Origin of the sequence: Pseudomonas sp. THAF187a (genome assembly GCF_009363395.1) — a bacterium.
GTDB lineage: Bacteria > Pseudomonadota > Gammaproteobacteria > Pseudomonadales > Pseudomonadaceae > Aquipseudomonas > Aquipseudomonas khazarica.
Map to the genome: position 1 here is coordinate 1,003,199 of NZ_CP045349.1, position 23,722 is coordinate 1,026,920.

Annotated in this window: 23 protein-coding genes; 17 read left to right on the forward strand and 6 right to left on the reverse strand. The window is 63.0% G+C overall.

Features of this window, described 5'->3' with window-relative positions; genetic code table 11:
- The first annotated feature begins 138 nt into the window (after positions 1 to 138).
- The 3 genes from hisG (at position 139) to hisC (ending at position 3,355) form a co-directional block, all read left to right on the forward strand.
- Positions 139 to 774, forward strand: a complete 636-nt coding sequence (gene hisG, locus FIV02_RS04580) for an ATP phosphoribosyltransferase (protein WP_037046535.1) — start codon at positions 139 to 141, stop codon at positions 772 to 774.
- A 137-nt stretch (positions 775 to 911) separates the two neighbouring features.
- The gene (hisD, locus tag FIV02_RS04585) at positions 912 to 2,222 is read left to right on the forward strand and encodes a histidinol dehydrogenase (protein WP_037046542.1); all 1,311 of its coding nucleotides are present in this window, start codon (positions 912 to 914) and stop codon (positions 2,220 to 2,222) included.
- 80 nt (positions 2,223 to 2,302) lie between these two features.
- Complete coding sequence (gene hisC / locus FIV02_RS04590; RefSeq protein WP_152487932.1) at positions 2,303 to 3,355, forward strand: histidinol-phosphate transaminase; 1,053 nt, start codon at positions 2,303 to 2,305, stop codon at positions 3,353 to 3,355.
- A gap of 54 nt (positions 3,356 to 3,409) precedes the next feature.
- On the opposite strand, the gene algW is transcribed toward hisC, so the two are convergent.
- The gene (gene algW / locus FIV02_RS04595) at positions 3,410 to 4,552 is read right to left on the reverse strand and encodes a Do family serine endopeptidase AlgW (RefSeq protein WP_037046548.1); all 1,143 of its coding nucleotides are present in this window, start codon (positions 4,550 to 4,552) and stop codon (positions 3,410 to 3,412) included.
- Between the two features lie 110 nt (positions 4,553 to 4,662).
- Between algW and FIV02_RS04600 the strand changes: the two genes are divergently transcribed.
- The 3 genes from FIV02_RS04600 (at position 4,663) to cysN (ending at position 8,379) form a co-directional block, all read left to right on the forward strand.
- Positions 4,663 to 5,421, forward strand: a complete 759-nt coding sequence (locus FIV02_RS04600) for a Nif3-like dinuclear metal center hexameric protein (RefSeq protein ID WP_152487933.1) — start codon at positions 4,663 to 4,665, stop codon at positions 5,419 to 5,421.
- 132 nt (positions 5,422 to 5,553) lie between these two features.
- On the forward strand, positions 5,554 to 6,471 hold the full coding sequence (gene cysD, locus FIV02_RS04605; RefSeq protein ID WP_037046552.1) for a sulfate adenylyltransferase subunit CysD: 918 nt from the start codon (positions 5,554 to 5,556) through the stop codon (positions 6,469 to 6,471).
- Between the two features lie 12 nt (positions 6,472 to 6,483).
- The gene (cysN, locus tag FIV02_RS04610) at positions 6,484 to 8,379 is read left to right on the forward strand and encodes a sulfate adenylyltransferase subunit CysN (protein WP_152487934.1); all 1,896 of its coding nucleotides are present in this window, start codon (positions 6,484 to 6,486) and stop codon (positions 8,377 to 8,379) included.
- A gap of 197 nt (positions 8,380 to 8,576) precedes the next feature.
- Here the strand turns inward: cysN and FIV02_RS04615 are convergent.
- Positions 8,577 to 9,796 (reverse strand): IS3 family transposase gene (locus tag FIV02_RS04615; RefSeq protein ID WP_152487935.1). Its coding sequence is split into 2 segments (ribosomal slippage): positions 8,577 to 9,448 and positions 9,448 to 9,796, totalling 1,221 coding nucleotides; the frame shifts between segments, so codons are not numbered across the junction.
- 106 nt (positions 9,797 to 9,902) lie between these two features.
- Entirely contained in the window at positions 9,903 to 10,334 is a 432-nt protein-coding gene (locus FIV02_RS04620) for a YhcB family protein (protein WP_037046561.1), read from the reverse strand.
- A gap of 265 nt (positions 10,335 to 10,599) precedes the next feature.
- Between FIV02_RS04620 and FIV02_RS04625 the strand changes: the two genes are divergently transcribed.
- The 3 genes from FIV02_RS04625 to zapE all read left to right on the forward strand — a co-directional run bounded on the left by FIV02_RS04625 (position 10,600) and on the right by zapE (position 13,958).
- Positions 10,600 to 11,229, forward strand: a complete 630-nt coding sequence (locus tag FIV02_RS04625) for an alpha/beta hydrolase (protein ID WP_172979126.1) — start codon at positions 10,600 to 10,602, stop codon at positions 11,227 to 11,229.
- 38 nt (positions 11,230 to 11,267) lie between these two features.
- Positions 11,268 to 12,614: a tryptophan--tRNA ligase gene (locus tag FIV02_RS04630; protein ID WP_152487937.1), complete on the forward strand. Its 1,347-nt coding sequence runs from the start codon at positions 11,268 to 11,270 to the stop codon at positions 12,612 to 12,614.
- A 249-nt stretch (positions 12,615 to 12,863) separates the two neighbouring features.
- Complete coding sequence (zapE, locus tag FIV02_RS04635) at positions 12,864 to 13,958, forward strand: cell division protein ZapE (RefSeq protein WP_152487938.1); 1,095 nt, start codon at positions 12,864 to 12,866, stop codon at positions 13,956 to 13,958.
- Positions 13,959 to 14,038: 80 nt separating this feature from the next.
- Here zapE and FIV02_RS04640 read toward each other — a convergent pair whose 3' ends face one another.
- Positions 14,039 to 15,001 (reverse strand): hypothetical protein, encoded by a 963-nt coding sequence (locus FIV02_RS04640; protein ID WP_152487939.1) that lies wholly within the window; start codon positions 14,999 to 15,001, stop codon positions 14,039 to 14,041.
- A 130-nt stretch (positions 15,002 to 15,131) separates the two neighbouring features.
- Positions 15,132 to 16,037: a GlxA family transcriptional regulator gene (locus tag FIV02_RS04645; RefSeq protein ID WP_167494355.1), complete on the reverse strand. Its 906-nt coding sequence runs from the start codon at positions 16,035 to 16,037 to the stop codon at positions 15,132 to 15,134.
- 245 nt (positions 16,038 to 16,282) lie between these two features.
- Between FIV02_RS04645 and FIV02_RS04650 the strand changes: the two genes are divergently transcribed.
- Complete coding sequence (locus FIV02_RS04650) at positions 16,283 to 17,422, forward strand: acyl-CoA dehydrogenase family protein (protein ID WP_037046579.1); 1,140 nt, start codon at positions 16,283 to 16,285, stop codon at positions 17,420 to 17,422.
- Positions 17,423 to 17,480: 58 nt separating this feature from the next.
- Here FIV02_RS04650 and FIV02_RS04655 read toward each other — a convergent pair whose 3' ends face one another.
- Positions 17,481 to 18,518, reverse strand: a complete 1,038-nt coding sequence (locus tag FIV02_RS04655; protein ID WP_152487940.1) for an NADP(H)-dependent aldo-keto reductase — start codon at positions 18,516 to 18,518, stop codon at positions 17,481 to 17,483.
- A gap of 246 nt (positions 18,519 to 18,764) precedes the next feature.
- Here FIV02_RS04655 and rplM point away from each other — a divergent pair, with 246 nt between their 5' ends.
- The 7 genes from rplM (at position 18,765) to FIV02_RS04690 (ending at position 23,714) form a co-directional block, all read left to right on the forward strand.
- Positions 18,765 to 19,193 carry a 50S ribosomal protein L13 gene (gene rplM, locus FIV02_RS04660; protein WP_003242947.1) on the forward strand — a complete coding sequence of 143 codons (429 nt, stop codon included), beginning with the start codon at positions 18,765 to 18,767 and terminating at the stop codon, positions 19,191 to 19,193.
- Positions 19,194 to 19,207: 14 nt separating this feature from the next.
- On the forward strand, positions 19,208 to 19,600 hold the full coding sequence (gene rpsI, locus FIV02_RS04665; protein WP_037046585.1) for a 30S ribosomal protein S9: 393 nt from the start codon (positions 19,208 to 19,210) through the stop codon (positions 19,598 to 19,600).
- Between the two features lie 254 nt (positions 19,601 to 19,854).
- On the forward strand, positions 19,855 to 20,448 hold the full coding sequence (gene petA, locus FIV02_RS04670; protein WP_037046587.1) for a ubiquinol-cytochrome c reductase iron-sulfur subunit: 594 nt from the start codon (positions 19,855 to 19,857) through the stop codon (positions 20,446 to 20,448).
- Positions 20,448 to 21,659: a cytochrome bc complex cytochrome b subunit gene (locus FIV02_RS04675; protein WP_037046589.1), complete on the forward strand. Its 1,212-nt coding sequence runs from the start codon at positions 20,448 to 20,450 to the stop codon at positions 21,657 to 21,659. Before petA ends, FIV02_RS04675 begins: the two co-directional genes overlap by 1 nt.
- A complete protein-coding gene (locus FIV02_RS04680) occupies positions 21,659 to 22,438 on the forward strand; it encodes a cytochrome c1 (RefSeq protein WP_037046590.1) in 780 nt (259 codons plus the stop codon). Before FIV02_RS04675 ends, FIV02_RS04680 begins: the two co-directional genes overlap by 1 nt.
- 231 nt (positions 22,439 to 22,669) lie before the next feature.
- Complete coding sequence (locus tag FIV02_RS04685) at positions 22,670 to 23,287, forward strand: glutathione S-transferase N-terminal domain-containing protein (RefSeq protein ID WP_152487941.1); 618 nt, start codon at positions 22,670 to 22,672, stop codon at positions 23,285 to 23,287.
- A 13-nt stretch (positions 23,288 to 23,300) separates the two neighbouring features.
- Positions 23,301 to 23,714 carry a ClpXP protease specificity-enhancing factor gene (locus FIV02_RS04690; RefSeq protein ID WP_037046595.1) on the forward strand — a complete coding sequence of 138 codons (414 nt, stop codon included), beginning with the start codon at positions 23,301 to 23,303 and terminating at the stop codon, positions 23,712 to 23,714.
- Positions 23,715 to 23,722: the final 8 nt, after the last annotated feature.

Genomic DNA, 23,722 nt, shown 5'->3' on the forward strand with positions numbered 1-23,722 from the left:
AACTCGCTGTGCGCCGGCCCCGCTGAGTTGTGAAGGGCCTGCAGCCAGCGGCGTTGTGAACAGGTGCCTCCGCCTGCCGCCATTGTCGTAGGGCCGCTTCCCGTCGGAGCGGCCGCTTCCGATCAAGGAAACCGTTTCATGCTGACCATCGCCCTGTCCAAAGGCCGCATTCTCGATGACACCCTGCCACTGCTGGCGGCAGCGGGCATCGAGCCGACCGAGAATCCGGACAAGAGTCGCAAGCTGATCATCCCCACCACTCAGGATGACGTGCGTCTGCTGATCGTGCGCGCCACCGACGTGCCAACCTATGTCGAGCACGGCGCCGCCGATCTCGGCGTGGCCGGCAAGGACGTGCTGATGGAGTACGGTGGCCAGGGTATCTACGAGCCGCTGGACCTGCAGATCGCCAAGTGCAAGCTGATGACCGCCGGCAAGGTCGGTGCGCCGGAGCCCAAGGGGCGCCTGCGCGTCGCCACCAAGTTCGTCAACGTCGCCAAGCGCTACTATGCCGAGCAGGGTCGCCAGGTCGACATCATCAAGCTGTACGGCTCGATGGAGCTGGCGCCGCTGGTGGGGTTGGCGGACAAGATCATCGACGTGGTCGATACCGGCAACACCCTGCGTGCCAACGGCCTCGAACCGCAGGAGCTGATCGCGACGATCAGTTCGCGACTGATCGTCAACAAGGCGTCGATGAAGATGCAGCACGCCCGCATCCAGGCGCTGATCGAAACCCTGCGTGGTGCCGTCGAAGCACGACACCAAGGCTGATCAATGGCACGCCTGCCGTCGCGGCAGGGTGCTTTACCAGCCTATCCGTGTCATAGCCATTTTTCTCGGGTGCCCGCACGGTGGGCTTGCTACATTACGGGCGCCCGAGAAAACGCCAATCAGATGAGGCTTTCGCTATGACCGCTCCCGTTGCCATCCGCCGACTCAATGCTGCCGATCCGGACTTCGCGGCTCATCTGGACCATCTGCTCGCCTGGGAAAGCGTCTCCGACGATGGCGTCAACCAGCGCGTGCTGGAAATCATCAAGGCCGTGCGTGAGCGCGGCGACGCCGCCCTGGTCGAGTACACCCAGCGCTTCGATGCCCTGGAAGTGGCCTCGATGGCCGATCTGATCCTGCCGCGCGCGCGTCTGGAACAGGCGCTGGAACGCATCACCGCCGAGCAGCGTGCGGCTCTGGAGGTCGCCGCCGAGCGCGTGCGCAGCTACCACGAGAAGCAGAAGCAGGACTCCTGGCGTTACAGCGAGGCCGACGGCACCGTACTCGGGCAGAAGGTCACTCCGCTGGACCGCGCCGGCCTGTACGTGCCGGGCGGCAAGGCGTCCTATCCGTCGTCGGTGCTGATGAACGCCATTCCGGCCAAGGTCGCCGGCGTGCCGGAAGTGGTCATGGTGGTGCCGACCCCGCGTGGCGAGATCAACGAACTGGTGCTGGCCGCCGCCGCCCTGGCCGGTGTCGACCGCGTGTTCACCATCGGTGGCGCGCAGGCCGTCGCTGCCCTGGCCTATGGCACCGAGAGCGTGCCGCCGGTGGACAAGATCGTCGGCCCCGGCAACATCTACGTGGCCACCGCCAAGCGCCACGTGTTCGGCAAGGTCGGTATCGACATGATCGCCGGGCCGTCCGAGATTCTCGTGGTCTGCGACGGCGCGACCGATCCGGACTGGATCGCCATGGACCTGTTTTCCCAGGCCGAGCACGACGAAGATGCCCAGTCGATCCTGGTCAGCCCGGATGCCGCCTTCCTTGACCGCGTGGCCGAGAGCATCGCCAGGCTGCTGCCGACCATGGAGCGTGCCGAGATCATCCGCACTTCGCTGGAAGGCCGTGGCGCACTGGTGCAGGTAGCGGACATGGCCGAGGCCATCGAGGTGGCCAACCGCATCGCCCCGGAACACCTGGAGCTGTCGGTGGCCGACCCGGAAGCCTGGCTGCCGCAGATTCGCCACGCTGGTGCGATCTTCATGGGGCGTTATACCGCCGAGGCGCTGGGCGACTATGTCGCCGGCCCCAACCACGTGCTGCCCACCTCCGGTACTGCGCGCTTTTCCTCGCCGCTGGGGGTGTATGACTTCCAGAAGCGTTCGTCGATCATCTTCTGTTCGCCGGACGGGGCGTCCGAACTGGGCAAGAGCGCGTCGGTGCTGGCCCGCGGCGAGTCGCTGACCGCGCATGCGCGCAGCGCCGAGTACCGCATCAAGCCTTAACGGCCGCGCAGGGTGGACAACGCTTCGCTTGTCCACCGCTTTGCATAAGACAACTCAAGTATTCGAGGAGAGAAGGGCAGATGAGCAAATTCTGGAGCCCCTTCGTCAAGGACCTGGTGCCCTACGTGCCGGGTGAGCAGCCGAAGCTGAGCAAGCTGGTCAAGCTCAACACCAACGAAAACCCCTACGGTCCTTCGCCCAGGGCCATCGCGGCCATGCACGCGGAGCTGAACGATGACCTGCGCCTGTACCCGGACCCCAACGGCGATCGCCTGAAGCAGGCGGTGGCCGAATACTACGGCGTGCAGCCGGCCCAGGTGTTCGTCGGCAACGGTTCCGACGAGGTGCTGGCACACGCTTTCCACGGCCTGTTCCAGCATGACGCGCCGCTGCTGTTCCCGGACATCAGCTACAGCTTCTATCCGGTGTACTGCGGCCTGTACGGCATCGACCATGAGCAGGTGGCGCTGGACGAACAGTTCCAGATCCGTGTCGAGGACTACGCCAGGCCCAATGGCGGCATCATCTTCCCCAACCCCAATGCGCCGACCGGCTGCCTGCTTCCGCTCGACGCTATCGAGCGCCTGCTGCAGGGCAGTCCTGATTCGGTGGTACTGGTGGACGAGGCCTACATCGACTTCGGTGGCGAGACGGCGATCAGCCTGGTGGACAAGTACCCCAATCTGCTGGTCACCCAGACCTTGTCCAAGTCGCGCTCGCTGGCCGGTCTGCGCGTCGGTATCGCCGTGGGCCATCCCGACCTGATCGAGGCCCTGGAGCGAATCAAGAACAGCTTCAATTCCTACCCGCTCGATCGTATGGCGATCGCCGGTGCGGCGGCGGCCTTCGCGGACCGTGCCTACTTCGAGCAGACCTGCCAGCAGGTCATCGCCAGCCGCGAGGCGGTGGTGGCAGGCCTGCAGGGGCTGGGATTCGAGGTGCTGCCGTCGGCGGCCAACTTCGTCTTTGCCCGCCATCCCGGCAAGGATGCAGCGACCCTGGCGGCCGCTCTGCGTGAGCAGGGCGTGATCGTGCGGCACTTCAAGCAGCCGCGCATCGCTCAGTTCCTGCGTATCACCATCGGTGCGCCGGAGCAGAACCAGGCGTTGCTGGAGGCCTTGCAGGGGCTGTAAGACGCTTGCGGGGCAGGCACGAAAAAGCCGGCATCAGCCGGCTTTTTCGTGCCTTCAGTTACCGTTGGCCGGTGGGCGAATGCCGATTTCCGCGGTCAGATCCAACTGCTTGCCGTTGCGCAGGACTTCGATGCGGATCTTGTCGCCAGGCTTGGTGCGTGCCACCTGATTCATCGAGCGGCGCCCGTCGCTGGCCGCTTCGCCATCGATGCTGAGGATCAGGTCGCCTGGCTGCAGGCCGGCGCGTTGCGCCGGGCCGTCGCGATAGACGCCAGCGACGACGATGCCGGGGCGGCCTTCCAGACCGAAGGACTCGGCCAGTTCAGGAGTCAGCGGCTGCACTTCGACGCCCAGGTAACCACGGATCACCTGGCCATGTTCGATGATCGCCTGCATCACCTCCATTGCCAGTTTGACCGGGATGGCGAAGCCGATGCCCTGCGAGCCACCGGACTTGGAGAAGATCGCGGTGTTGATGCCCACCAGGTTGCCATGTGCGTCGACCAGCGCGCCGCCCGAGTTGCCCGGGTTGATCGCTGCGTCGGTCTGAATGAAGTCCTCGTAGGTGTTCAGTCCCAGCTGGTTGCGCCCGGTGGCGCTGATGATGCCCATGGTCACGGTCTGGCCGACGCCGAACGGGTTGCCGATGGCCAGGGTCACGTCGCCGATGCGGATGGCGTCGGAGCGGCCCAGGGTGATCGCCGGCAGGTTGGGCAGATCGATCTTCAGCACTGCCAGGTCGGTTTCCGGGTCGCTGCCGATCAGCCGTGCGAGGGTTTCGCGGCCGTCCTTGAGCGCCACGACGATCTGGTCGGCGCCGCTGACGACGTGGTTGTTGGTCAGCAGGTAGCCTTCGCGGCTCATCAGCACGGCCGAGCCCAGGCTCGACTCCATGCGCTGCTGGCGGGGCAGGTTGTCACCGAAGAAGCGGCGGAAGGTCGGGTCTTCGAACAGCGGATGGGCCGGCTTGCTCACCAGCTTGGTGGTATAGAGGTTGGCCACCGCCGGCGACGCCGTGTCCACGGCTTCGGCATAGGACACGGGGCCTTCCTGCAGGCGGCTGTAGGTCGGTGCCTGGACCAGCTGCACTTCCTTGCGCGGCAAGCCGACCCACTCCGGGTACTGCTGAATCAGCAGCAGTGCGAGCAGCACACCGACCAGCAGGGGCCAACCGAGAAAACGCAGTGCCTGGGGCATCGAGACAATCCTGAGGGTTGCGAGGGCAAAAGGTCGCCCTTAAGGTGGCGCATTATAGTGAGGTGCTCGCCAATTAGGCAGCGGCCCGCAACAGCTTGAGAGGAATCTTCATGGCCATTGCCCTGTCCACCCTGGTCGAGGAAGCTGACGCTTTTCTCAACGCGTCGCGCATCAGCGATTACTGCCCCAATGGTCTGCAGGTCGAGGGGCGTCCGCAAGTGCGTCGTATCGTCAGCGGCGTTACCGCCAGTCAGGCACTGATAGAGGCGGCCATCGAGGCCGAGGCCGATGTGCTGCTGGTGCATCACGGCTATTTCTGGAAAGGCGAGAACCCCTGTGTCACCGGCATGAAGCAGCGCCGCCTGAAGGCCCTGCTGGCGCATGACATCAGCCTGCTGGCCTACCACCTGCCGCTGGATGTCCATCCCGAGGTCGGCAACAACGTGCAGCTCGCTCGGCAGCTGGGCATCGTCGTCGAAGGGCCGCTGGAGCCGGACAACCCGCGTACCGTCGGTCTGGTCGGCTCGCTGGCGGAGGCGATGAGTGCCGTCGATTTCGCCCATCACGTGCAGCAGGCCCTCGGTCGCGAACCGCTGCTGGTCGAAGGGCAGGGGCTGATTCGTCGGGTCGGCTGGTGCACCGGCGGTGGCCAGGGCTACATCGACCAGGCCATCACTGCAGGGGTCGACCTGTACCTGACCGGCGAGGCCTCCGAGCAGACCTTCCACAGTGCCAGCGAGAACGGCGTGAGCTTCATCGCGGCCGGCCATCACGCGACCGAGCGTTACGGTGTGCAGGCCCTGGGCGACTATCTGGCGCGGCGTTTCGCCCTCGAACACCTGTTCATCGACTGCCCCAATCCCATCTGAATGGCGCTTACGGGCAGGTATAACACTAGATCTTTTCGGTCTAACCAGTGCCCTGAGTATAAGCAGATGCTGTGATAGAGTGCGCGCTCGTCCACGGCCCGCCGGCCCCATAACAGCAAACCGTGAGTAGCCATGCTCGACAAACTGACCCATCTCAAGCAGCTGGAGGCGGAAAGCATCCACATCATTCGTGAAGTGGCCGCCGAATTCGACAACCCGGTGATGCTCTATTCCATCGGCAAGGATTCCGCCGTGATGCTGCACCTGGCCCGCAAGGCGTTCTTCCCCGGCAAGCTGCCATTTCCGGTGATGCACGTCGATACGCGGTGGAAGTTCCAGGAAATGTACCGTTTCCGCGACAAGATGGTCAGCGAAATGGGCCTGGATCTGATCACCCACATCAACCCTGACGGTGTGGCGCAGGACATGAACCCCTTCACCTACGGCAGTGCCAAGCACACCGACGTGATGAAGACCGAGGGCCTCAAGCAGGCGCTGGACAAGTACGGTTTCGACGCCGCCTTCGGCGGTGCCCGCCGCGACGAAGAGAAGTCGCGTGCCAAGGAACGTGTCTACTCCTTCCGTGACAGCAAGCATCGCTGGGACCCGAAGAACCAGCGCCCCGAACTGTGGAACGTGTACAACGGCAAGGTGAAGAAGGGCGAGTCGATCCGTGTCTTCCCGCTGTCGAACTGGACCGAGCTGGACATCTGGCAATACATCTATCTGGAGCAGATCCCGATCGTGCCGCTGTACTTCGCCGCCGAGCGTGAAGTGATCGAGCGCAACGGCACGCTGATCATGATCGATGACGAGCGCATCCTCGAGCACCTCTCCGACGAGGAGAAGGCACGTATCACCAAGAAAATGGTGCGTTTCCGTACCCTCGGCTGCTACCCGCTGACCGGCGCGGTGGAGTCCACGGCGGCGACCCTGCCGGACATCATCCAGGAGATGCTCCTGACCAAGACCAGCGAACGCCAGGGCCGGGTCATCGACCACGACCAGGCCGGTTCGATGGAAGAGAAGAAACGTCAGGGCTATTTCTGAGGATCGCGCACCATGAGTCACCAATCCGATTTGATCAGCCAGGACATCCTCGCTTACCTGGCTCAGCACGAACGCAAGGAACTGCTGCGTTTTCTCACCTGCGGTAACGTCGACGACGGCAAGAGCACGCTGATCGGTCGCTTGCTGCACGATTCCAAGATGATCTACGAAGACCATCTGGAAGCCATCACCAAGGATTCGAAGAAGGTCGGCACCACCGGCGACGATATCGACCTGGCGCTGCTGGTCGATGGCCTGCAGGCCGAGCGCGAGCAGGGCATCACCATCGATGTGGCCTACCGCTACTTCAGCACCGCCAAGCGCAAGTTCATCATCGCCGACACCCCCGGCCATGAGCAGTACACGCGCAACATGGCCACCGGTGCCTCGACCTGCGACCTGGCGATCATCCTCATCGACGCCCGCTACGGCGTGCAGACCCAGACCAAGCGCCACAGCTTCATCGCCTCCTTGCTGGGCATCAAGCACATCGTGGTCGCCGTCAACAAGATGGACCTGAAGGACTTCGATCAGGGCGTGTTCGAGCAGATCAAGGCCGACTACCTGTCGTTCGCCGAGAAGATCAACCTGCGCCCGACCACCCTCGAGTTCGTGCCGATGTCGGCGCTCAAGGGCGACAACGTGGTCAACAAGTCCGAGCGCTCGCCGTGGTACACCGGCCAGTCGCTGATGGAGATCCTCGAGACCGTGGAAGTCTCCGGCGACCGCAATTTCGACGACCTGCGCTTCCCGGTGCAGTACGTCAACCGGCCCAACCTGAACTTCCGTGGCTTCGCCGGCACCCTGGCCAGCGGTATCGTGCGCAAGGGCGATGAAGTCCTGGCACTGCCGTCGGGCAAGACCAGCCGGGTCAAGTCCATCGTCACCTATGAAGGTGAGCTGGAGCAGGCCGGTCCGGGCCAGGCCATCACCCTGACCCTGGAAGACGAGATCGACGTGTCGCGCGGCGACATGCTGGTGCACGCCGACAATCGTCCGCAGGTCACCGACGGCTTCGAGGCCATGCTGGTGTGGATGGGCGAAGAGCCGATGCTGCCGGGCAAGAAGTACGACATCAAGCGCGCCACCAGCTACGTGCCAGGCTCGATCCCGAGCATCGTGCACCGTGTCGACGTGAACACCCTGGAGCAGGGCACGGCCAGCGAGCTGAAGCTCAACGAGATTGGCCGGGTCAAGGTGGCGCTGGATGCCCCGATCGCCCTCGATGGCTACGAGCACAACCGCACCACCGGCGCGTTCATCGTCATCGATCGACTGACCAACGGCACCGTTGGCGCCGGCATGATCATCGCCGAGCCGGTCGCTCATGGCGGTGGTCAGCACGGTCGCCTGGCGCACGTGTCGACCGAGGAGCGCGCCTCGCGCTTCGGTCAGCAGCCGGCTACCGTGCTGTTCACCGGCCTCTCCGGTGCAGGCAAGAGCACCCTGGCGTACGCGGTGGAGCGCAAGCTGTTCGACATGGGCCGTGGTGTGTTCGTCCTCGACGGGCAGAACCTGCGCCATGACCTGAACAAAGGGCTGCCGCAGGATCGTGCCGGGCGTGCCGAGAACTGGCGTCGTGCCGCGCATGTGGCGCGTCAGTTCAACGAGGCCGGGATGATCGCACTGGCCGCCTTCGTCGCTCCGGATGCCGAAGGGCGTGAGCAGGCCAAGGCGCTGATCGGCCGCGAACGTGCGCTGACCGTCTACGTGCAGGCTTCGCCGCAGATCTGCGCCGAGCGTGACCCGCAGGGGCTGTACGCGGCCGGTGGCGACAACATCCCCGGCGAGGGCTTCCCCTACGACGTACCGCTGGATGCCGACCTGGTGATTGACACCCAGTCGCAGTCGATCGAGCAGGGCGTCAAGGCGGTGCTGGAGCTGCTGCGCAGTCGCGGCGCGATCTGATCGTCCTCTGCTGAACGAAAAGGCCCCGCCAGATGTGCGGGGCTTTTTTCGTCAGGGAGCAGGGCGTCGCGATGGCCCGTAACGCGGCAGGCGCTGCGAGAGCGGGTGGGCACGCCGACCGCCAGCTGTTTTGGTCGTGTCATCGCAGTGTCTAGTCCTGAAATAGGTTTACACCTGCTCAGGTAGGCCGATAGGCCTCAAAACGCCCGATGCACCGCATCGGGCGTTTTGTTTTTCAGGGCCATGTGAGGCCGCTCCGTGTTGTAGATCTGCACCGTCTCATCAACCATCGTTCTCGCCTGCTCTAGATTTTCTGGACTGCTCAGCAGCAGCTCTGTTTTGAGTATTCCATTGATCCGTTCGGCCAGCGCGTTCTGGTAGCAGTCATATCCGTCAGTCATCGAGCATTGCACCCCGTTCCGTGCATGCAGTGACTGGTACAGCGCTGAGCAGTATTGAATACCTCGGTCTGAGTGATGGACTAACGGCTGACGCCGCCGCCGTTTGCGCAGTGCCTGTCTAAAGGCTTGCGCAACCGACTCGGCATGCAGGCTCTCATGCACATGATGGCCAACAATCTTTCTGGAGTAAGCATCTGTTACCAGGCTTAGGTATAGCGGGCCGCTTCTGGCAGGCAGGTAAGTGATGTCCGCCACCCAAACGTGCTCTGGCCTTGATGGGACAATTTGATTCGGGCCTGGCTTCAGTCGGTTGGGATGACGATAGAAGCGGTGAAAGCTCTGAGTTGTCTTGTGATACGCCCGCTTGGGTAGCACCAGCAAACGGCGCTCTCCCAAGACTTCAAACAGCCGGTCTCGGCCAACTTGGACCTGCCTATCAGGCTGGCAGCGCAGCAGATAGTGCAGCTTCCGTGTGCCTAGCCGTGGCTGACGCATCCGGATTTGTTGAACAAACTCGACAATCCGATCTGCTTGGCGTGCTTTGCTATCAGCCACTCGGTTGCGCTTGTAGTAAGCCTGCCGACTGATGCCGAGAAACTGACAAGCCCTGGCAATGCTCAGCCCTGCGACTTGACCTTGCGAGAGGACTTGCCGGATCGCTTTTTTACGACCGATACACCGTAGTCCTTTTTCAGGACATCAACGACGGTCTCGAAGAAATGAGCTTTCTGGCTCATCAACTCAAGCTGCTGCTCAAGCTCTTTGATCCGCTGCTCTGGAGTGAGCGTTTTGGGGGCGGACATCGCGCAACTCCTCTCGGCCCGGATCGACGCCCCTTGGCTCCAATCTTGCCGACCATGCTTACGCAACCATACCAGAACCGTTGATCGACCCTGGATGCCATACCGTACCTGGGCCTGCTTGTAGGTCAGCTCGCCTTTTTCAATCTGATCAACGACGGCCAATTTAAAAGACAGCGAGTAATCTCGCTGCGTGCGCTTTACACCTTGCTCCATCTAGCTCTCCGGAAAATCGGGATGGGAGGTGTAAACCTTATTCAGGACGGGACACAGCCAATAAAAAAGCCCCGCGATGCGGGGCTTTTCGTATCTCGCTGGCGGGTTACTTCTTCAAGCCATAGCTCTCGTCCAGCATGCCCGGGCCGTCGTTCTTCGGCGCGTAGTCCTTGGGCATTTCGTAGTTCTTCGGCGGCGTCAGGCGCTCGCGCTTCTCGGCGTTTTCCGCGCTGTTCAGCGTGGCCAGCAGACGCTGACGGGTCAGCTCGTCCAGGGCCAGGCGGTTGGCGCCGTCGGACAGATGCTCCTGCACATCCTGGTAGCTCTGGGTGAGTTTCTTCACCAGGCTGGCAGTGGTGTTGAAGTGGGTCACCACTTCGTTCTGGTAGGCCTCGAAGCGTGCCTGCATCTCATCCATCTGCCGCTGTGTGCGGCCGGGTGCGGCGTTGGGTGCCAGGCGGGCGAGCAGAAAGCCCACGGCGATGCCGACCACCAGGGTCAGGGCGGGTACCAACCAGGCTGCAAGTGTCTGTTCCACGAGTCCTTCCTCTCAAAACGGCTTTGCTTTACGTTAGCGGCTTGAGCCTGTGCTGTATACGACCAGAACCTGCTCGGAGTCTACTGCGCGTCGGCACTGCTGCGGTAAAAACCGGTTCGGAATGCTCATGTACATCAGTACACTGCGCTTCCTCCCCTGTTTTGGCCCTGCATTGCTCCGGCTCGCGAGACGCTGAACAGGTTCATTTGCCGCACAGGCAGTTTGCTAGACGAGTCGACCCGTTGCGGGGTCACGGAGTTCAGTGTTGCTCAGTCGCGAAACCCCCATTTTCATTCCCGGCCCGGTGGGCCAGCTCGAAGCCCTTCTGCTGGAAGTGCCTGACGCCCGTGGCATTGCCCTGGTCTGCCACCCCAATCCGGTGCAGGGCGGGACCATGCTCAACAAGGTGGTGTCTACCCTGCAGCGCACGGCGCGCGATTGCGGCTATCACACCCTGCGTTTCAACTACCGTGGCGTCGGTGCCAGCGCAGGTAGCCATGACATGGGCGCCGGCGAGGTGGACGATGCCGAGGCGGTCGCTGCCTGGTTGCAGGAACGCTACCCGGACCTGCCCATCACCCTGCTGGGGTTTTCCTTCGGCGGTTTCGTCGCGGCGGCCCTGGGTGCACGACTGGAGGCTCAGGATCGGACACCCAGCAAGCTGTTCATGGTGGCGCCCGCCGTGCATCGCCTCGGCGGCGATACGCCCCCGGCGAGCCAGTGCCCGCTGGTGGTGATCCAGCCGGAGGCGGATGAAGTGGTGGAACCACAGGTGGTCTACGACTGGTCGGCCAATCTCGGGCGTGCCCATGAACTGCTGAAAGTGGCAGAATGCGGCCACTTCTTCCATGGCAAGCTGACCGATCTGAAGGACCTCCTTCTGCCTCGTCTCTGAGCCCCGCCTAGTCATTGCAGCAAGACAAGCGAATCACTATGACCACCCGTATCCTCACCGGTATCACCACCACCGGCACGCCGCACCTGGGCAACTACGCCGGTGCCATTCGCCCGGCCATCGTCGCCAGCCGCGCCGCGGATGCCGACTCGTTCTACTTCCTCGCCGACTATCATGCGCTGATCAAGTGTGACGATCCCGCGCGCATCCAGCGTTCGCGCCTGGAGATCGCGGCCACCTGGCTGGCACTGGGCCTGGATGTGGACAAGGCGACCTTCTATCGCCAGTCGGACATCCCCGAGATCCCCGAGCTGTGCTGGCTGCTCACCTGCGTCGCCGGCAAGGGCCTGCTCAACCGCGCCCATGCCTACAAGGCATCGGTGGACAAGAATGTCGAGGCCGGCGAAGACCCGGACGCCGGCGTGACCATGGGCCTGTTCAGCTACCCGGTGCTGATGGCGGCGGACATCCTCATGTTCAACGCGCAGAAGGTGCCGGTCGGTCGCGATCAGATCCAGCACGTGGAGATGGCACGTGACATCGGTCAGCGTTTCAACCACCTGTTCGGCAAGGGCAAGGACCTGTTCGTCCTGCCGGAGGCGGTGATCGAGGAAGAAGTCGCCACCTTGCCTGGCCTCGATGGCCGCAAGATGAGCAAGAGCTACGACAACACCATCCCGTTGTTCGGTACCAGCAAGCAGCTCAAGGAGGCGATCGCACGCATCGTCACCGACTCCAGGCTGCCGGGCGAGCCCAAGGATGTCGACGGCTCGCACCTGTTCACCCTGTACCAGGCCTTTGCATCTTCCACCCAGCAGGCCGAGTTCCGCGCCGAGCTGGAGGCCGGGCTGGCCTGGGGCGAGGCGAAGAACCGTCTGTACCTGCTGCTGGAAGGCGAGCTGGGCGAGGCTCGCGAGCGCTACAACGCGCTGATCGCCAGGCCCGCCGACCTTGAGGACATTCTCCTCGCCGGCGCCGCCAAGGCGCGCCGCATCGCCACGCCGTTCCTCGGCGAACTGCGCGAAGCGGTTGGCCTGCGTTCGTTCCGCGAGCAGGTGCAGGCGGCCGGCAGCGAGAAGAAGAAAGCGGCCAAGAGCGCGCGTTTCGTCAGCTTCCGCGATGATGACGGTAGTTTCCGTTTCCGCCTGCTGGACGCCGATGGCGAGCAGCTGTTGCTGTCGAAGTCGTTTGCCGATGGCAAGTCGTCCGGCATGGTCGGCAAGCGCCTGCAGGCTGGAGAAGCGCTGGATGTGCGCGCAGACGGCCTGTTCTTCTCGGTCTGGATCGATGGCGAGAGCGTGGCGAGCAGCCCCGAGTTCGCCGATGCGCAGGCCCTGGAGGCCGCCATCCAGCGTTTGCGCGAGGCGCTGGCACCGCAGGACTGATCGGGGATTGCGCTCCCGTGAACGCGGGGGCGTCACGCATCCGTCCGACGTGCACGGATTGCCAATCCACGGGGGCGTCGCTAAAGTGACGCCCCCGTTTTTACTTGCCCGGCCGAGCGCCTGCTTGCAGGCTCGCAAGCCAGAGGCAGGCGAGGAAGCACCCTGTACGGGCGTACATGGGCATTCCGGGCTTGCTTCTCACGCGACAGACCCGACGCGCAGCAGACTTTGAACAGGCTCTAACGAATCATGACTCCCCTCGAGCGTTATCAGGCCGATCTCAAACGGTCCGACTTCTTCCATGACGCGGCCCAGGAAAATGCCGTTCGCCACCTGCAGCGTCTGTACGACGACCTGGTCGCCTCCGACCAGGGCAAGGGCGGGCTGCTGGGCAAGCTGTTCGGCAAGAAGCCGCAGGGGCCGGTCAAAGGCCTGTACTTCTGGGGCGGAGTAGGGCGCGGCAAGACCTATCTGGTCGACACCTTCTTCGATGCGTTGCCCTTCGAGCAGAAGATGCGCACCCACTTCCACCGCTTCATGAAGCGCGTGCACGAGGAAATGAAGACCCTCAAGGGCGAGAAGAATCCGCTGACCATCATCGGCAAGCGCTTCGCCGACGAGGCGCGGGTGATCTGCTTCGACGAATTCTTCGTCAGCGACATCACCGACGCGATGATCCTGGCGACCCTGCTGGAGGAGCTGTTCAAGAACGGCGTGTCCCTGGTGGCGACCTCCAACATCGTGCCGGACGGCCTGTACCGTGACGGTCTGCAGCGAGCGCGCTTCCTGCCGGCCATCGCCCTGCTCAAGCAGCACACCGACATCGTCAACGTCGACAGTGGCGTCGACTATCGCCTGCGCGCGCTGGAGCAGGCCGAGCTGTTCCACTTCCCGCTGGGAGTGGCCGCCGAGGAAAGCCTGCGCAAGAGCTTCCAGAGCCTGCTGCCTGACTGCACGCACATGGTCGAGAACGAGGCGCTGATGATCGAGAACCGCGCCATCAATGCCGTGCGCGTCTGCGAGGACGTGGCCTGGTTCGAGTTCCGCGAGCTGTGCGACGGCCCACGCAGCCAGAACGACTACATCGAGCTGGGCAAGATCTTCCATGCGGTGATCCTCGCCAACGTCGAGCAGATGAGCGTGGCCAAGGACGACATGGCGCGCCGCTTCATCAACCTGGTGGACGAGTTCTACGACCGCAACGTCAAGCTGATCATCTCCGCCGAGGTGGAGCTCAAGGATCTGTATACCGGCGGTCGCCTGAGTTTCGAGTTCCAGCGCACGCTGAGCCGTCTGCTGGAGATGCAGTCGCACGAGTTCCTCTCGCGCCCACACCGGCCCTGAGGAACGGCGAAACGAAAAAGGCGACCCACAAGGTCGCCTTTTTCGTTGGTGCCGATGCAGCGCCTGCTGGCGCCAGCCGGTCAGTTCTGCGCCAGCTTGTGCTGGTACTGAGCCAGCAGCTTCTGCGCGTGGGCCACTTCCAGCGCTTCCATGGCGTTGATCGGCTTGATCGCCGCGGCGAGCCTGAGGTGCTCGATGACCTTCTGCTCTTCATCGTCGCCGTACACGTAGGTCAGTGCGTTGGCGTATTCGTAGTGACCGATGGGCAGGTCGTCGCGGGCCTGGAAGCTGCGCCGGAAGTACTTCTCCATGTTGTCCGCGCTGACGCCGTAGGTCATCCGGCCGACCAGCTTGCCCACCTTGCGAATCACCCCGGCTTCATAGCCGCCATACAGGGCGAGCGCGAAGGGCTGCTGCGGCTGCTTGGCCAGTAGCGCCTTGAGTTCCTCCGGGATCTGCGAGGTGTAGCCGCGCTTGAGCACGACCGGTACCGACAGTTCCTCGCCCAGGCGCGCCTTGGCGTAGACGCGGCCGAACTGGGCGACGGTGTCCGCCTGCACCAGGTCCCCAGCCTCGTCGGTGTAGGCGATCACTTCTTCCAGCAGGCGGTGCTTCTCGGCCTGGTCCGGCACCAGGAACATGGCATAGATGACCTGGGCGAACATCGCCGGGATCTGCCCGCCGACGCCGAGGGCCAGGCCCTGCTCCTTGGCCTGGGCGAAATCGCCACGGAACATCAGGCGCCACACGTCCTGCAGTTGCTGCGCATATCGTTCGGCTTCTTCCGGCTTGCCGGTGAAGCCGGTGCCGGCGGCGACGGTCTTCTCCAGCGCCTGCGGATAGCTCGTGGCCATGGTCACCACCCAGTCGGCATCGGGGAAGGGGTAGTCGCCGAAGCCGCGAGTCAGCTGCGGCCAGGCCTGGCGCAGCTTGTCGCCGCTGTAGTCGTAGGCGCTCTGGTCGAGCGGGAAGGGTTTCCAGTTGTCGGCTGCGGCAGCGCTCAGGCTGGCGGTGGCAAGCAGGGCAATCAATAGACGGCGCATAGCGGTGAACCTGTTGTTGTTATGTGCACCGACCGATCATAGGGCGCCATGGCGGGGCGCCAACCTAACCAAGGGTGGGCTGGCGTTTTGCCGTCCAGCCGGCAGGCGTTGCGCTGCCGCTGGACGTACCTCAGTCCTGCTTGTCCTTCTGCTGAAACTGGCGACGGTACTGGTTCGGCGACAGCTCGGTGTGCTGGCGGAACAGGCGGGCGAAGAAGCTGGCGTCGTCGTAACCGACCTCGTAGCTGATGGTCTTGATGCTCTTGCGGGTGGCGGAGAGCAGGCTCTTCGCCGTCTCGATGCGCAGGCGTTGCAGGTAATGCAGGGGTTTGTCGCCGGTGGCGCCCTGGAAGCGGCGCATGAAGTTGCGAATGCTCATGCCGTGTTCGCGGGCGACGTCCTCGAAGCGGAACTTGTCGGCGTAGTGCTCCTCCAGCCAGTGCTGGATCTGCAGCACCGTGACGTCCTGGTGCAGCTTCTGCCCGCCGAAACCGATGCGCCCGGGGGTATAGCTGCGCTGCACTTCGTAGAGGATGTCGCGTGCCACGCCCTGCGCCACGCCCGTGCCGCAGTAGCGCTCGATCAGATAGATGTAGAGGTCGCATGCCGAGGTGACGCCGCTTGCGCAGTACAGATTGTCGGCGTCGGACAGGTGTTTGTCCTGATTGAGCAGCACCTTGGGGAAGCGTTCGGCGAACTCGCGAAAGAAGCGCCAGTAGGTGGTCGCTTCCTTGCCGTCGAGCAGGCCGGCCTCGGCCATCCAGAACACGCCGCTGGCTTCGCCGCAGATTGCGCTGCCGGCCGCATGCTGACGCCTGAGCCACTCCAGCACCTGTGGGTACCGGCGGCTGAGCGCGTCGAAGTCGTCCCAGAAGGCGGGCAGGATGATCACGTCGCAGGCATCCAGGCCGCCGTCCACCGGGACCTGCACCTTGCTGAAGCTGTTCACCGGCAGACCGTCCGGGCTCACCAGGTGAATCTCGAAAGGGGGTTCGTGGCCCAGTCCCTGTTGGCGGGCATGGCGAATGCCGGCCATGTGGAAAAAGTCCTTGGCTTGCATGAGGGTGGAGGCGAATACGCCATCGGTGGCGAGAATGCTGACGCGGTGCAAGGCCGCACGCGGCTGTGGAATAACCATGGTTCGTTGTTCTTGTTCAAGGCTAAGTGGTCAAGCAGCGGCTGGATCGTCTTATTTTTTGGCGCTTGTGTCCAGTGTAACCAAGCGTTTGCTTGGCTAAAGTCGAGGCCAGATTTTTGCCCGAGCCAGACACAGGTAGCGCCATGATCCCCAGAACGATATTCAGCTCCGACCATGAATTGTTTCGCGACAGCGTACGCAAGTTCCTCGAGCAGGAGGCCGTGCCCTTCCATCAGCAATGGGAGAAGGATGGCCACATCGACCGCGCGCTGTGGAACAAGGCGGGGGAGGCCGGCATGCTCTGTTCGCACATCCCCGAAGAGTACGGTGGCATGGCCGCCGACTTCCTCTACAGCACCGTGGTGATCGAGGAAATCGGTCGCCTGGGGCTGACCGGCATCGGCTTCTCCCTGCACTCGGACATCGTCGCGCCTTACATCCTGCATTACGGCAGCGAGGCGCAGAAGCAGCACTACCTGCCCAAGCTGGTGAGCGGCGAGATGGTCACCGCCATCGCCATGACCGAGCCGGGGGCCGGCTCCGACCTGCAGGGCGTGAAGACCACCGCGGTGCTGGACGGCGACGAGTACGTGATCAATGGCTCGAAGACCTTCATCACCAACGGCTGGCTGGCCGATCTGGTCATCGTGGTGGCCAAGACCGATCCCAAGGCCGGAGCGAAGGGCACCAGCCTGTTCCTGGTCGAGGCCAATACGCCCGGTTTCTCCAAGGGCAAGCGCCTGGAGAAGGTCGGCATGAAGGCGCAGGACACCTCGGAGCTGTTCTTCCAGGACGTGCGCGTGCCCAGGGAAAACCTGCTGGGCCAGCCGGGCATGGGCTTCGCCTACCTGATGCAGGAGTTGCCGCAGGAGCGCCTGACCGTCGGCATCGGCGCCCTGGCCTCGGCCGAGGCCGCCCTGAACTGGACGCTGGACTACACCCGTGAGCGCAAGGCGTTCGGCAAGGCGGTCGCCGACTTCCAGAACACCCGCTTCAAGCTGGCCGAGATGGCCACGGAGATCCAGGTCGGGCGCGTGTTCGTCGATCGCTGCCTGGAGTTGCATCTGCAGGGCAAGCTCGACGTGCCGACCGCCGCGATGTTGAAGTACTGGGGCACCGATCTGCAGTGCAAGGTGCTCGACGAGTGCGTGCAGTTGCACGGCGGCTACGGCTTCATGTGGGAGTACCCGGTGGCGCGTGCCTGGGCTGATGCGCGGGTGCAGCGCATCTACGCCGGGACCAACGAGATCATGAAGGAAATCATCGCCCGCTCGCTGGTCTGAGTGCGCGGCGCGGCAAGAAAAAGCCCGGCATTGCCGGGCTTTTTCGTTTTCATGGAGTTCAGGGCGCCGGGTTGGGCTGCGCCTTGTGGATCGCCTCGATACCGGCCAGCACCTCGGCGGAGAGGCTCAGCTCGGCGCTGGCCAGGTTGCTCTCCAGCTGTTCCAGGCTGGTGGCACCGATGATGTTGCTAGTCACGAAAGGTTGCGCGGTGACGAAGGCCAGGGCCATCTGCGCGGGATCGAGGCCATGCTCGCGGGCCAGTGCGACGTAGCGCGAGCAGGCCGCCTCCGACTGCGGGTTGGTGTAGCGGGCGAAGCGACTGAACAGGCTGATGCGCGCACCCTCGGGGCGCGCGCCGCCCTCGTACTTGCCGCTGAGCATGCCGAACGCCAGTGGTGAGTAGGCCAGCAGCCCGCACTGCTCGCGAATCGCGACCTCGGCCAGGCCCACTTCGAAGCTGCGGTTGAGCAGGTTGTAGGGGTTCTGGATCGACACGGCGCGCGGCCAGCCACGGCTCTCGGCCAGTTGCAGGAACTTCATGGTGCCCCAGGGCGTTTCGTTGGACAGGCCGATGTGGCGGATCTTGCCGGCCTTGACCTGCTCGTCGAGCACGGCGAGGGTTTCTTCCAGGGGCGTGAAGTCGCTGTCCTGGTGGCGATAGCCCAGCTGGCCGAAGAAGTTGGTCGGGCGTTCTGGCCAGTGCAGCTGATAGAGGTCGATCCAGTCGGTGCGCAGGCGCTTCAGGCTGGCGTCCAGGGCAGCGACGATGTGCTGGCGATCGAATTTCAGCTGGCCGTCGCGAATGTGGCTTATGCCATTGCCGGGGCCGGCGATCTTGCTGGCCAGGATCCAGTCGGCGCGGTCGCCGCGCTGCTGGAAATAGCTGCCGATGATCTGCTCCGTCTTGCTGTAGGTCTCGGCTCGCGGCGGTACCGGGTACATCTCGGCTGTATCGATGAAGTTGATGCCGCCGGCCTTGGCGCGTTCGATCTGGGCATGGCCTTCGGCCTCGCTGTTCTGCTCGCCCCAGGTCATGGTGCCCAGGCACAGTGCGCTGACATCGAGATCGGTTCGGCCCAGCTTGCGGTATTCCATGGGGTGCTCCTTGGCAAAAGAGTCATACAATCAGGTTGAAATTTTTTTCGCAATCAGGATAATCCGGCACCTCTTTCTGCGGTGGAAGTGATGCGCCGCCTGCCGAAGAATCTTGCCGTACTGTGGACGCGCTGACCCGAGCCCCCGATAGCGTCCGTATGCGGCTGCCTTTGACTTGTCAAAGTACGCACTAACCAGTAAGATCCGCCGTCTATTTTTGCTGGGCGGCCCCTGAGGCTATAAAGAATGAAAACTTTTACTGCTAAACCGGAAACAGTAAAACGCGATTGGTTCGTCGTTGATGCTGCTGGTCAGACCCTGGGTCGTCTGGCCACCGAAATCGCGAGCCGTCTGCGTGGCAAGCACAAGCCTGAGTACACCCCGCACGTTGATACCGGCGACTACATCGTCGTGATCAATGCCGAGCAGGTGCGTGTAACCGGCGCCAAAGCCAGCGACAAGAAGTACTACTCCCACTCCGGTTTCCCGGGCGGCATCAAAGAGATCAACTTCGAGAAGCTGATCGCTCGTGCCCCTGAGCGCGTGATCGAGACCGCGGTCAAAGGCATGCTGCCGAAGAACCCGCTGGGTCGCGACATGTACCGTAAGCTGAAAGTGTACAAGGGTGCCGCTCACCCGCACACCGCTCAGCAGCCCCAAGAACTGAAGATTTAACGGAATAGTTCATTATGTCGGCGACTCAAAACTACGGCACTGGCCGTCGCAAGACCGCAACCGCGCGCGTATTCCTGCGTCCGGGCACTGGTAACATCTCGATCAACAACCGCAGCCTGGACGTGTTCTTCGGCCGCGAGACCGCTCGCATGGTCGTGCGTCAGCCGCTGGAGCTGACCGAGACCGTCGAGAAGTTCGACATCTTCGTCACCGTTGCCGGTGGTGGTGTCAGCGGTCAAGCCGGTGCCATCCGTCACGGCATCACCCGCGCTCTGATCGAGTACGACGAGACCCTGCGCAGCCCGCTGCGTAAAGCCGGTTACGTCACTCGTGACGCCCGTGAAGTCGAGCGTAAGAAAGTCGGTCTGCGCAAAGCGCGTAAGCGTCCGCAGTACTCGAAGCGTTAATCGCTACTACGCTTCCAAAAGCGCCCAGTTTCCTTACGGAGCTGGGCGTTTTTTATGGGGGTGGCAAAGTGCTGCGACAACGTGCCGCATACCCGCAAGCCGCGCGCGCCAAGGCTTTCGCCGGCCTCTTCCAGGGTAATTACCTTGTCAGAAAAGGGGCTTTTCTTTACCATTTGGCGAATTTTTTGCGCGGCCCGATTTTTACTTAGTAGAGGCCTGAACAACAGGCCACAAAGCTGATGGGAGACGACTGAATGAGCAATGACGGCGTGAATGCAGGCCGACGTCGCTTTCTGGTCGCGGCCACCTCTGTGGTGGGCGCGGCGGGAGCGGTAGGTGCTGCGACTCCGTTCGTGGGGTCATGGTTCCCCAGTGCCAAGGCCAAGGCGGCCGGTGCACCGGTGAAGGTGAACGTCAGCAAGATCGAGGCTGGCCAGCAGATGGTTGCTGAGTGGCGCGGTCAGCCGGTGTTCATCGTCCGCCGTACCGAGGAGATCCTGGGTAACCTCACCAAGATCCACGATCGCATGGCAGATCCCGAGTCCCAGGCGTCGGTACAGCCGACCTACGTGGACCCGACTGTTCGCTCGATCAAGCCGGAGCTGCTGGTCGTGGTCGGTCTGTGCACCCACCTGGGCTGCTCGCCGTCCTTCCGTCCGGAAGTGGCGCCTGCCGATCTGGGCGCCGACTGGGTCGGTGGCTACTTCTGCCCCTGCCACGGTTCTCGTTACGACCTCGCCGGGCGCGTCTACAAGGCCCAGCCGGCTCCGCTGAACCTGCCGGTACCGCCGCATAGCTACGAGACGGATGATGTGATCATCATCGGTGTGGACCAGGAGAAGGCCTGATGAGCAAATTCATGGAATGGGTGGATGCGCGCTTCCCCGCCACCAAGATGTGGGAAGACCATCTCTCCAAGTACTACGCCCCGAAGAACTTCAACTTCTTCTACTTCTTTGGCTCGCTGGCGCTGCTGGTTCTGGTCAACCAGATCCTCACCGGTGTCTGGCTGACCATGAGCTTCACCCCGTCCGCCGAGGAAGCCTTCGCGTCCGTCGAGTACATTATGCGCGACGTGGAGTACGGCTGGATCATCCGCTACCTGCACTCCACCGGCGCTTCGGCGTTCTTCGTGGTGGTCTACCTGCATATGTTCCGCGGTCTGCTCTACGGCTCCTACCAGAAGCCGCGTGAGCTGGTGTGGATCTTCGGCATGCTGATCTACCTCTGCCTGATGGCCGAGGCCTTCATGGGCTACCTGCTGCCGTGGGGCCAGATGTCCTACTGGGGTGCCCAGGTGATCATCTCGCTGTTCGGTGCGATTCCGGTGATCGGTGACGACCTGACCCAGTGGATCCGTGGTGACTACCTGATTTCCGGCATCACCCTGAACCGCTTCTTCGCCCTGCACGTGATCGCCCTGCCGATCGTCCTGCTCGGCCTGGTCGTGCTGCACATCCTGGCGCTGCACGAAGTCGGTTCGAACAACCCGGATGGCGTCGACATCAAGAAGAAGAAGGACGAGAACGGTGTACCGCTCGACGGTATCGCCTTCCACCCTTACTACACCGTGAAAGACATCGTCGGCGTAGTGGTCTTCCTGTTCGTGTTCTGCTTCGTGGTGTTCTTCTTCCCGGAGATGGGTGGTTACTTCCTCGAGAAGCCCAACTTCGAAGCGGCCAACCCGTTCAAGACGCCTGAGCACATCGCCCCGGTGTGGTACTTCACGCCCTTCTACGCCATCCTGCGCGCCGTGCCGGACAAGCTGATGGGTGTCATTGCCATGGGTGCTGCGATCGCCGTGCTGTTCGTCCTGCCGTGGCTGGACCGTAGCCCGGTCAAGTCCATGCGTTACAAGGGCTGGATGAGCAAGATCTGGCTGGTGGTGTTCTGCATTTCCTTCGTCATCCTCGGCGTACTGGGTGTATTGGCACCGACCCCGGGTCGTACCCTGCTGTCGCAGGTGTGCACCATCCTGTACTTCGCGTACTTCATCCTGATGCCGTTCTACACCAGGATGGAAAAGACCAAACCGGTTCCGGAAAGGGTGACGGGCTGATGAAAAAGCTATTTGCTGCATTTGTTTTCGCTGCACTGCCGGCCCTGGGCTTCGCGGCCGGTGGCAACGTGCACCTGGACAAGGTCGACATCGACCTGACCGACAAGGCTGCCATGCAAGATGGTGCGCGTACCTTCGCCAACTACTGCATGGGCTGCCACTCGGCCAAGTTTCAGCGTTACGAGCGGGTTGCCGATGACCTCGGCGTGCCGCACGAAATCATGCTGGAGAACCTGGTATTCAGCGGCGCCAAGATCGGCGACCACATGAAGATCGGCATGAAACCCGACGACGCCAAGGTGTGGTTCGGTGCGGCTCCGCCCGACCTGACCCTGGTGGCTCGCGTGCGTGGCAACGACTGGCTGTACACCTACCTGCGCAGCTTCTACGCCGACCCGACCCGTCCGCTGGGCGCCAACAACAAGGTGTTCCCGAACGTGGGCATGCCGAACGTGCTGGTCGGCCTGCAAGGTAACCAGGTCATCGGTTGCAAGCAGGTTCAGGTGGTCACCGATGGCAAGAAGCAGTACGACCCGCTGACCGGCGCGCCGATCACTCACGAAGCCTGTGATCAGCTGACCGTGGAGCCGAACACCGGCACCCTGAGCGAGGCCGAGTTCGACGAGAAGATCAAGAACCTGGTGACCTTCCTGGCCTACTCGGCCAACCCGGTCAAGCTGAAGTCTCAGCGCATCGGCACCTACGTGCTGCTGTACCTGGCGTTCTTCTTCGTGTTCGCCTACCTGCTCAAACGTGAGTACTGGAAGGACGTGCACTAAGTCGTTCCGGGTTCCGTCTCGAACCTGCGCGCCCTGATGGGCGCGCAGGTTTTTGTGCTTTAGCATCCTGGTGCTGCCTTGTGAGGTGGCGGCCAGCGAATCAAGAGTTGCTCGAGGCGTTTTTCTTCCTCGTCATGTCAGGCGCGCTCTGCGCTGCTGGCAGCGATGTCGGAAGTGCCGCAGACAATTTCCGTGTTTCTGGAACATCCAATAAAAGCGAGGAGGATCGCCATGGCGGTGACCAACAGGTTGACCTGCTACTCCGACCCCGCCGACCACTATTCCCATCGCGTGCGTCTGGTGCTCGCCGAGAAAGGTGTCAGCGTCGAGATCATCGATGTCGAGCAGGGCCGCTGCCCGCCCAAGCTCGCGGAGCTCAACCCCTACGGCAGTCTGCCGACGCTGGTCGATCGCGACCTGGCGCTGTACGAATCGTCCGTGGTGATGGAGTATCTGGACGAGCGTTATCCGCACCCGCCGCTGCTGCCGGTGTATCCGGTCGCACGCGCCAACAGTCGTTTGCTGATGCACCGTATCCAGCGTGACTGGTGTGCGCTGGTTGACCGCATTCTCGACAAACGCAGCAAGGAGGCGGAGCGCCAGCTGGCGCGCAAGGAGCTCCGCGAGAGCCTGACGGGCGTCTCGCCGCTGTTCGCTGACAAGGCGTTCTTTCTCAGTGACGAGCTGAGCCTGGTGGATTGCTGCCTGCTGCCCATCCTCTGGCGATTGCCGTTGCTGGGCATCGAGTTGCCGCGTCCGGCCAAGCCGCTGCTCGACTACATGGAGCGCCAGTTTGCCCGTGAGGCCTTTCAGGCCAGTCTTTCCGCTGTCGAGCGCGCAATGCGCTGAGAAGGAGGATCACATGAATTCCAGTCGTCCCTATCTGGTCCGCGCGTTGTACGAGTGGATCGTCGATAACGATTGCACGCCGCACCTGCTGGTCAATGCCGAGTATCCGGGGGTGCAGGTGCCTCCGGGGTTCGCCAGTGACGGGCAGATCGTGCTCAACGCATCGCCCAGTGCGGTGCGTCACCTGCACATGGACAACGAGGCGGTCAGCTTCGAAGGGCGCTTCGGCGGTGTGGCGCACAGCCTCTACATCCCGTCAGCGGCCATCCTGGCGATCTATGCGCGGGAGAACGGGCAGGGCATGGTGTTCGACATGGAGCCGCCGCTCGCCGGTGCTGCCGACGAGCCGGGCCCGGATGATGATGGCCCGTCCGGTGGCGAGCCGCCGCGCCCGAGTGGCCGGCCGAGCCTGAAAGTGGTGAAGTGAAGCGGCTG

Coding starts and splice junctions, on each gene's coding strand:
- hisG (WP_037046535.1), top strand. CDS start 139: ATGCTGACCATCGCCCTGTCCAAAGGCCGCATTCTCGATGACACCCTG.
- hisD (WP_037046542.1), top strand. CDS start 912: ATGACCGCTCCCGTTGCCATCCGCCGACTCAATGCTGCCGATCCGGAC.
- hisC (WP_152487932.1), top strand. CDS start 2,303: ATGAGCAAATTCTGGAGCCCCTTCGTCAAGGACCTGGTGCCCTACGTG.
- algW (WP_037046548.1), bottom strand. CDS start 4,552: ATGCCCCAGGCACTGCGTTTTCTCGGTTGGCCCCTGCTGGTCGGTGTG.
- FIV02_RS04600 (WP_152487933.1), top strand. CDS start 4,663: ATGGCCATTGCCCTGTCCACCCTGGTCGAGGAAGCTGACGCTTTTCTC.
- cysD (WP_037046552.1), top strand. CDS start 5,554: ATGCTCGACAAACTGACCCATCTCAAGCAGCTGGAGGCGGAAAGCATC.
- cysN (WP_152487934.1), top strand. CDS start 6,484: ATGAGTCACCAATCCGATTTGATCAGCCAGGACATCCTCGCTTACCTG.
- FIV02_RS04630 (WP_152487937.1), top strand. CDS start 11,268: ATGACCACCCGTATCCTCACCGGTATCACCACCACCGGCACGCCGCAC.
- zapE (WP_152487938.1), top strand. CDS start 12,864: ATGACTCCCCTCGAGCGTTATCAGGCCGATCTCAAACGGTCCGACTTC.
- FIV02_RS04640 (WP_152487939.1), bottom strand. CDS start 15,001: ATGCGCCGTCTATTGATTGCCCTGCTTGCCACCGCCAGCCTGAGCGCT.
- FIV02_RS04645 (WP_167494355.1), bottom strand. CDS start 16,037: ATGGCCGGCATTCGCCATGCCCGCCAACAGGGACTGGGCCACGAACCC.
- FIV02_RS04650 (WP_037046579.1), top strand. CDS start 16,283: ATGATCCCCAGAACGATATTCAGCTCCGACCATGAATTGTTTCGCGAC.
- FIV02_RS04655 (WP_152487940.1), bottom strand. CDS start 18,518: ATGGAATACCGCAAGCTGGGCCGAACCGATCTCGATGTCAGCGCACTG.
- rplM (WP_003242947.1), top strand. CDS start 18,765: ATGAAAACTTTTACTGCTAAACCGGAAACAGTAAAACGCGATTGGTTC.
- rpsI (WP_037046585.1), top strand. CDS start 19,208: ATGTCGGCGACTCAAAACTACGGCACTGGCCGTCGCAAGACCGCAACC.
- petA (WP_037046587.1), top strand. CDS start 19,855: ATGAGCAATGACGGCGTGAATGCAGGCCGACGTCGCTTTCTGGTCGCG.
- FIV02_RS04675 (WP_037046589.1), top strand. CDS start 20,448: ATGAGCAAATTCATGGAATGGGTGGATGCGCGCTTCCCCGCCACCAAG.
- FIV02_RS04680 (WP_037046590.1), top strand. CDS start 21,659: ATGAAAAAGCTATTTGCTGCATTTGTTTTCGCTGCACTGCCGGCCCTG.
- FIV02_RS04685 (WP_152487941.1), top strand. CDS start 22,670: ATGGCGGTGACCAACAGGTTGACCTGCTACTCCGACCCCGCCGACCAC.
- FIV02_RS04690 (WP_037046595.1), top strand. CDS start 23,301: ATGAATTCCAGTCGTCCCTATCTGGTCCGCGCGTTGTACGAGTGGATC.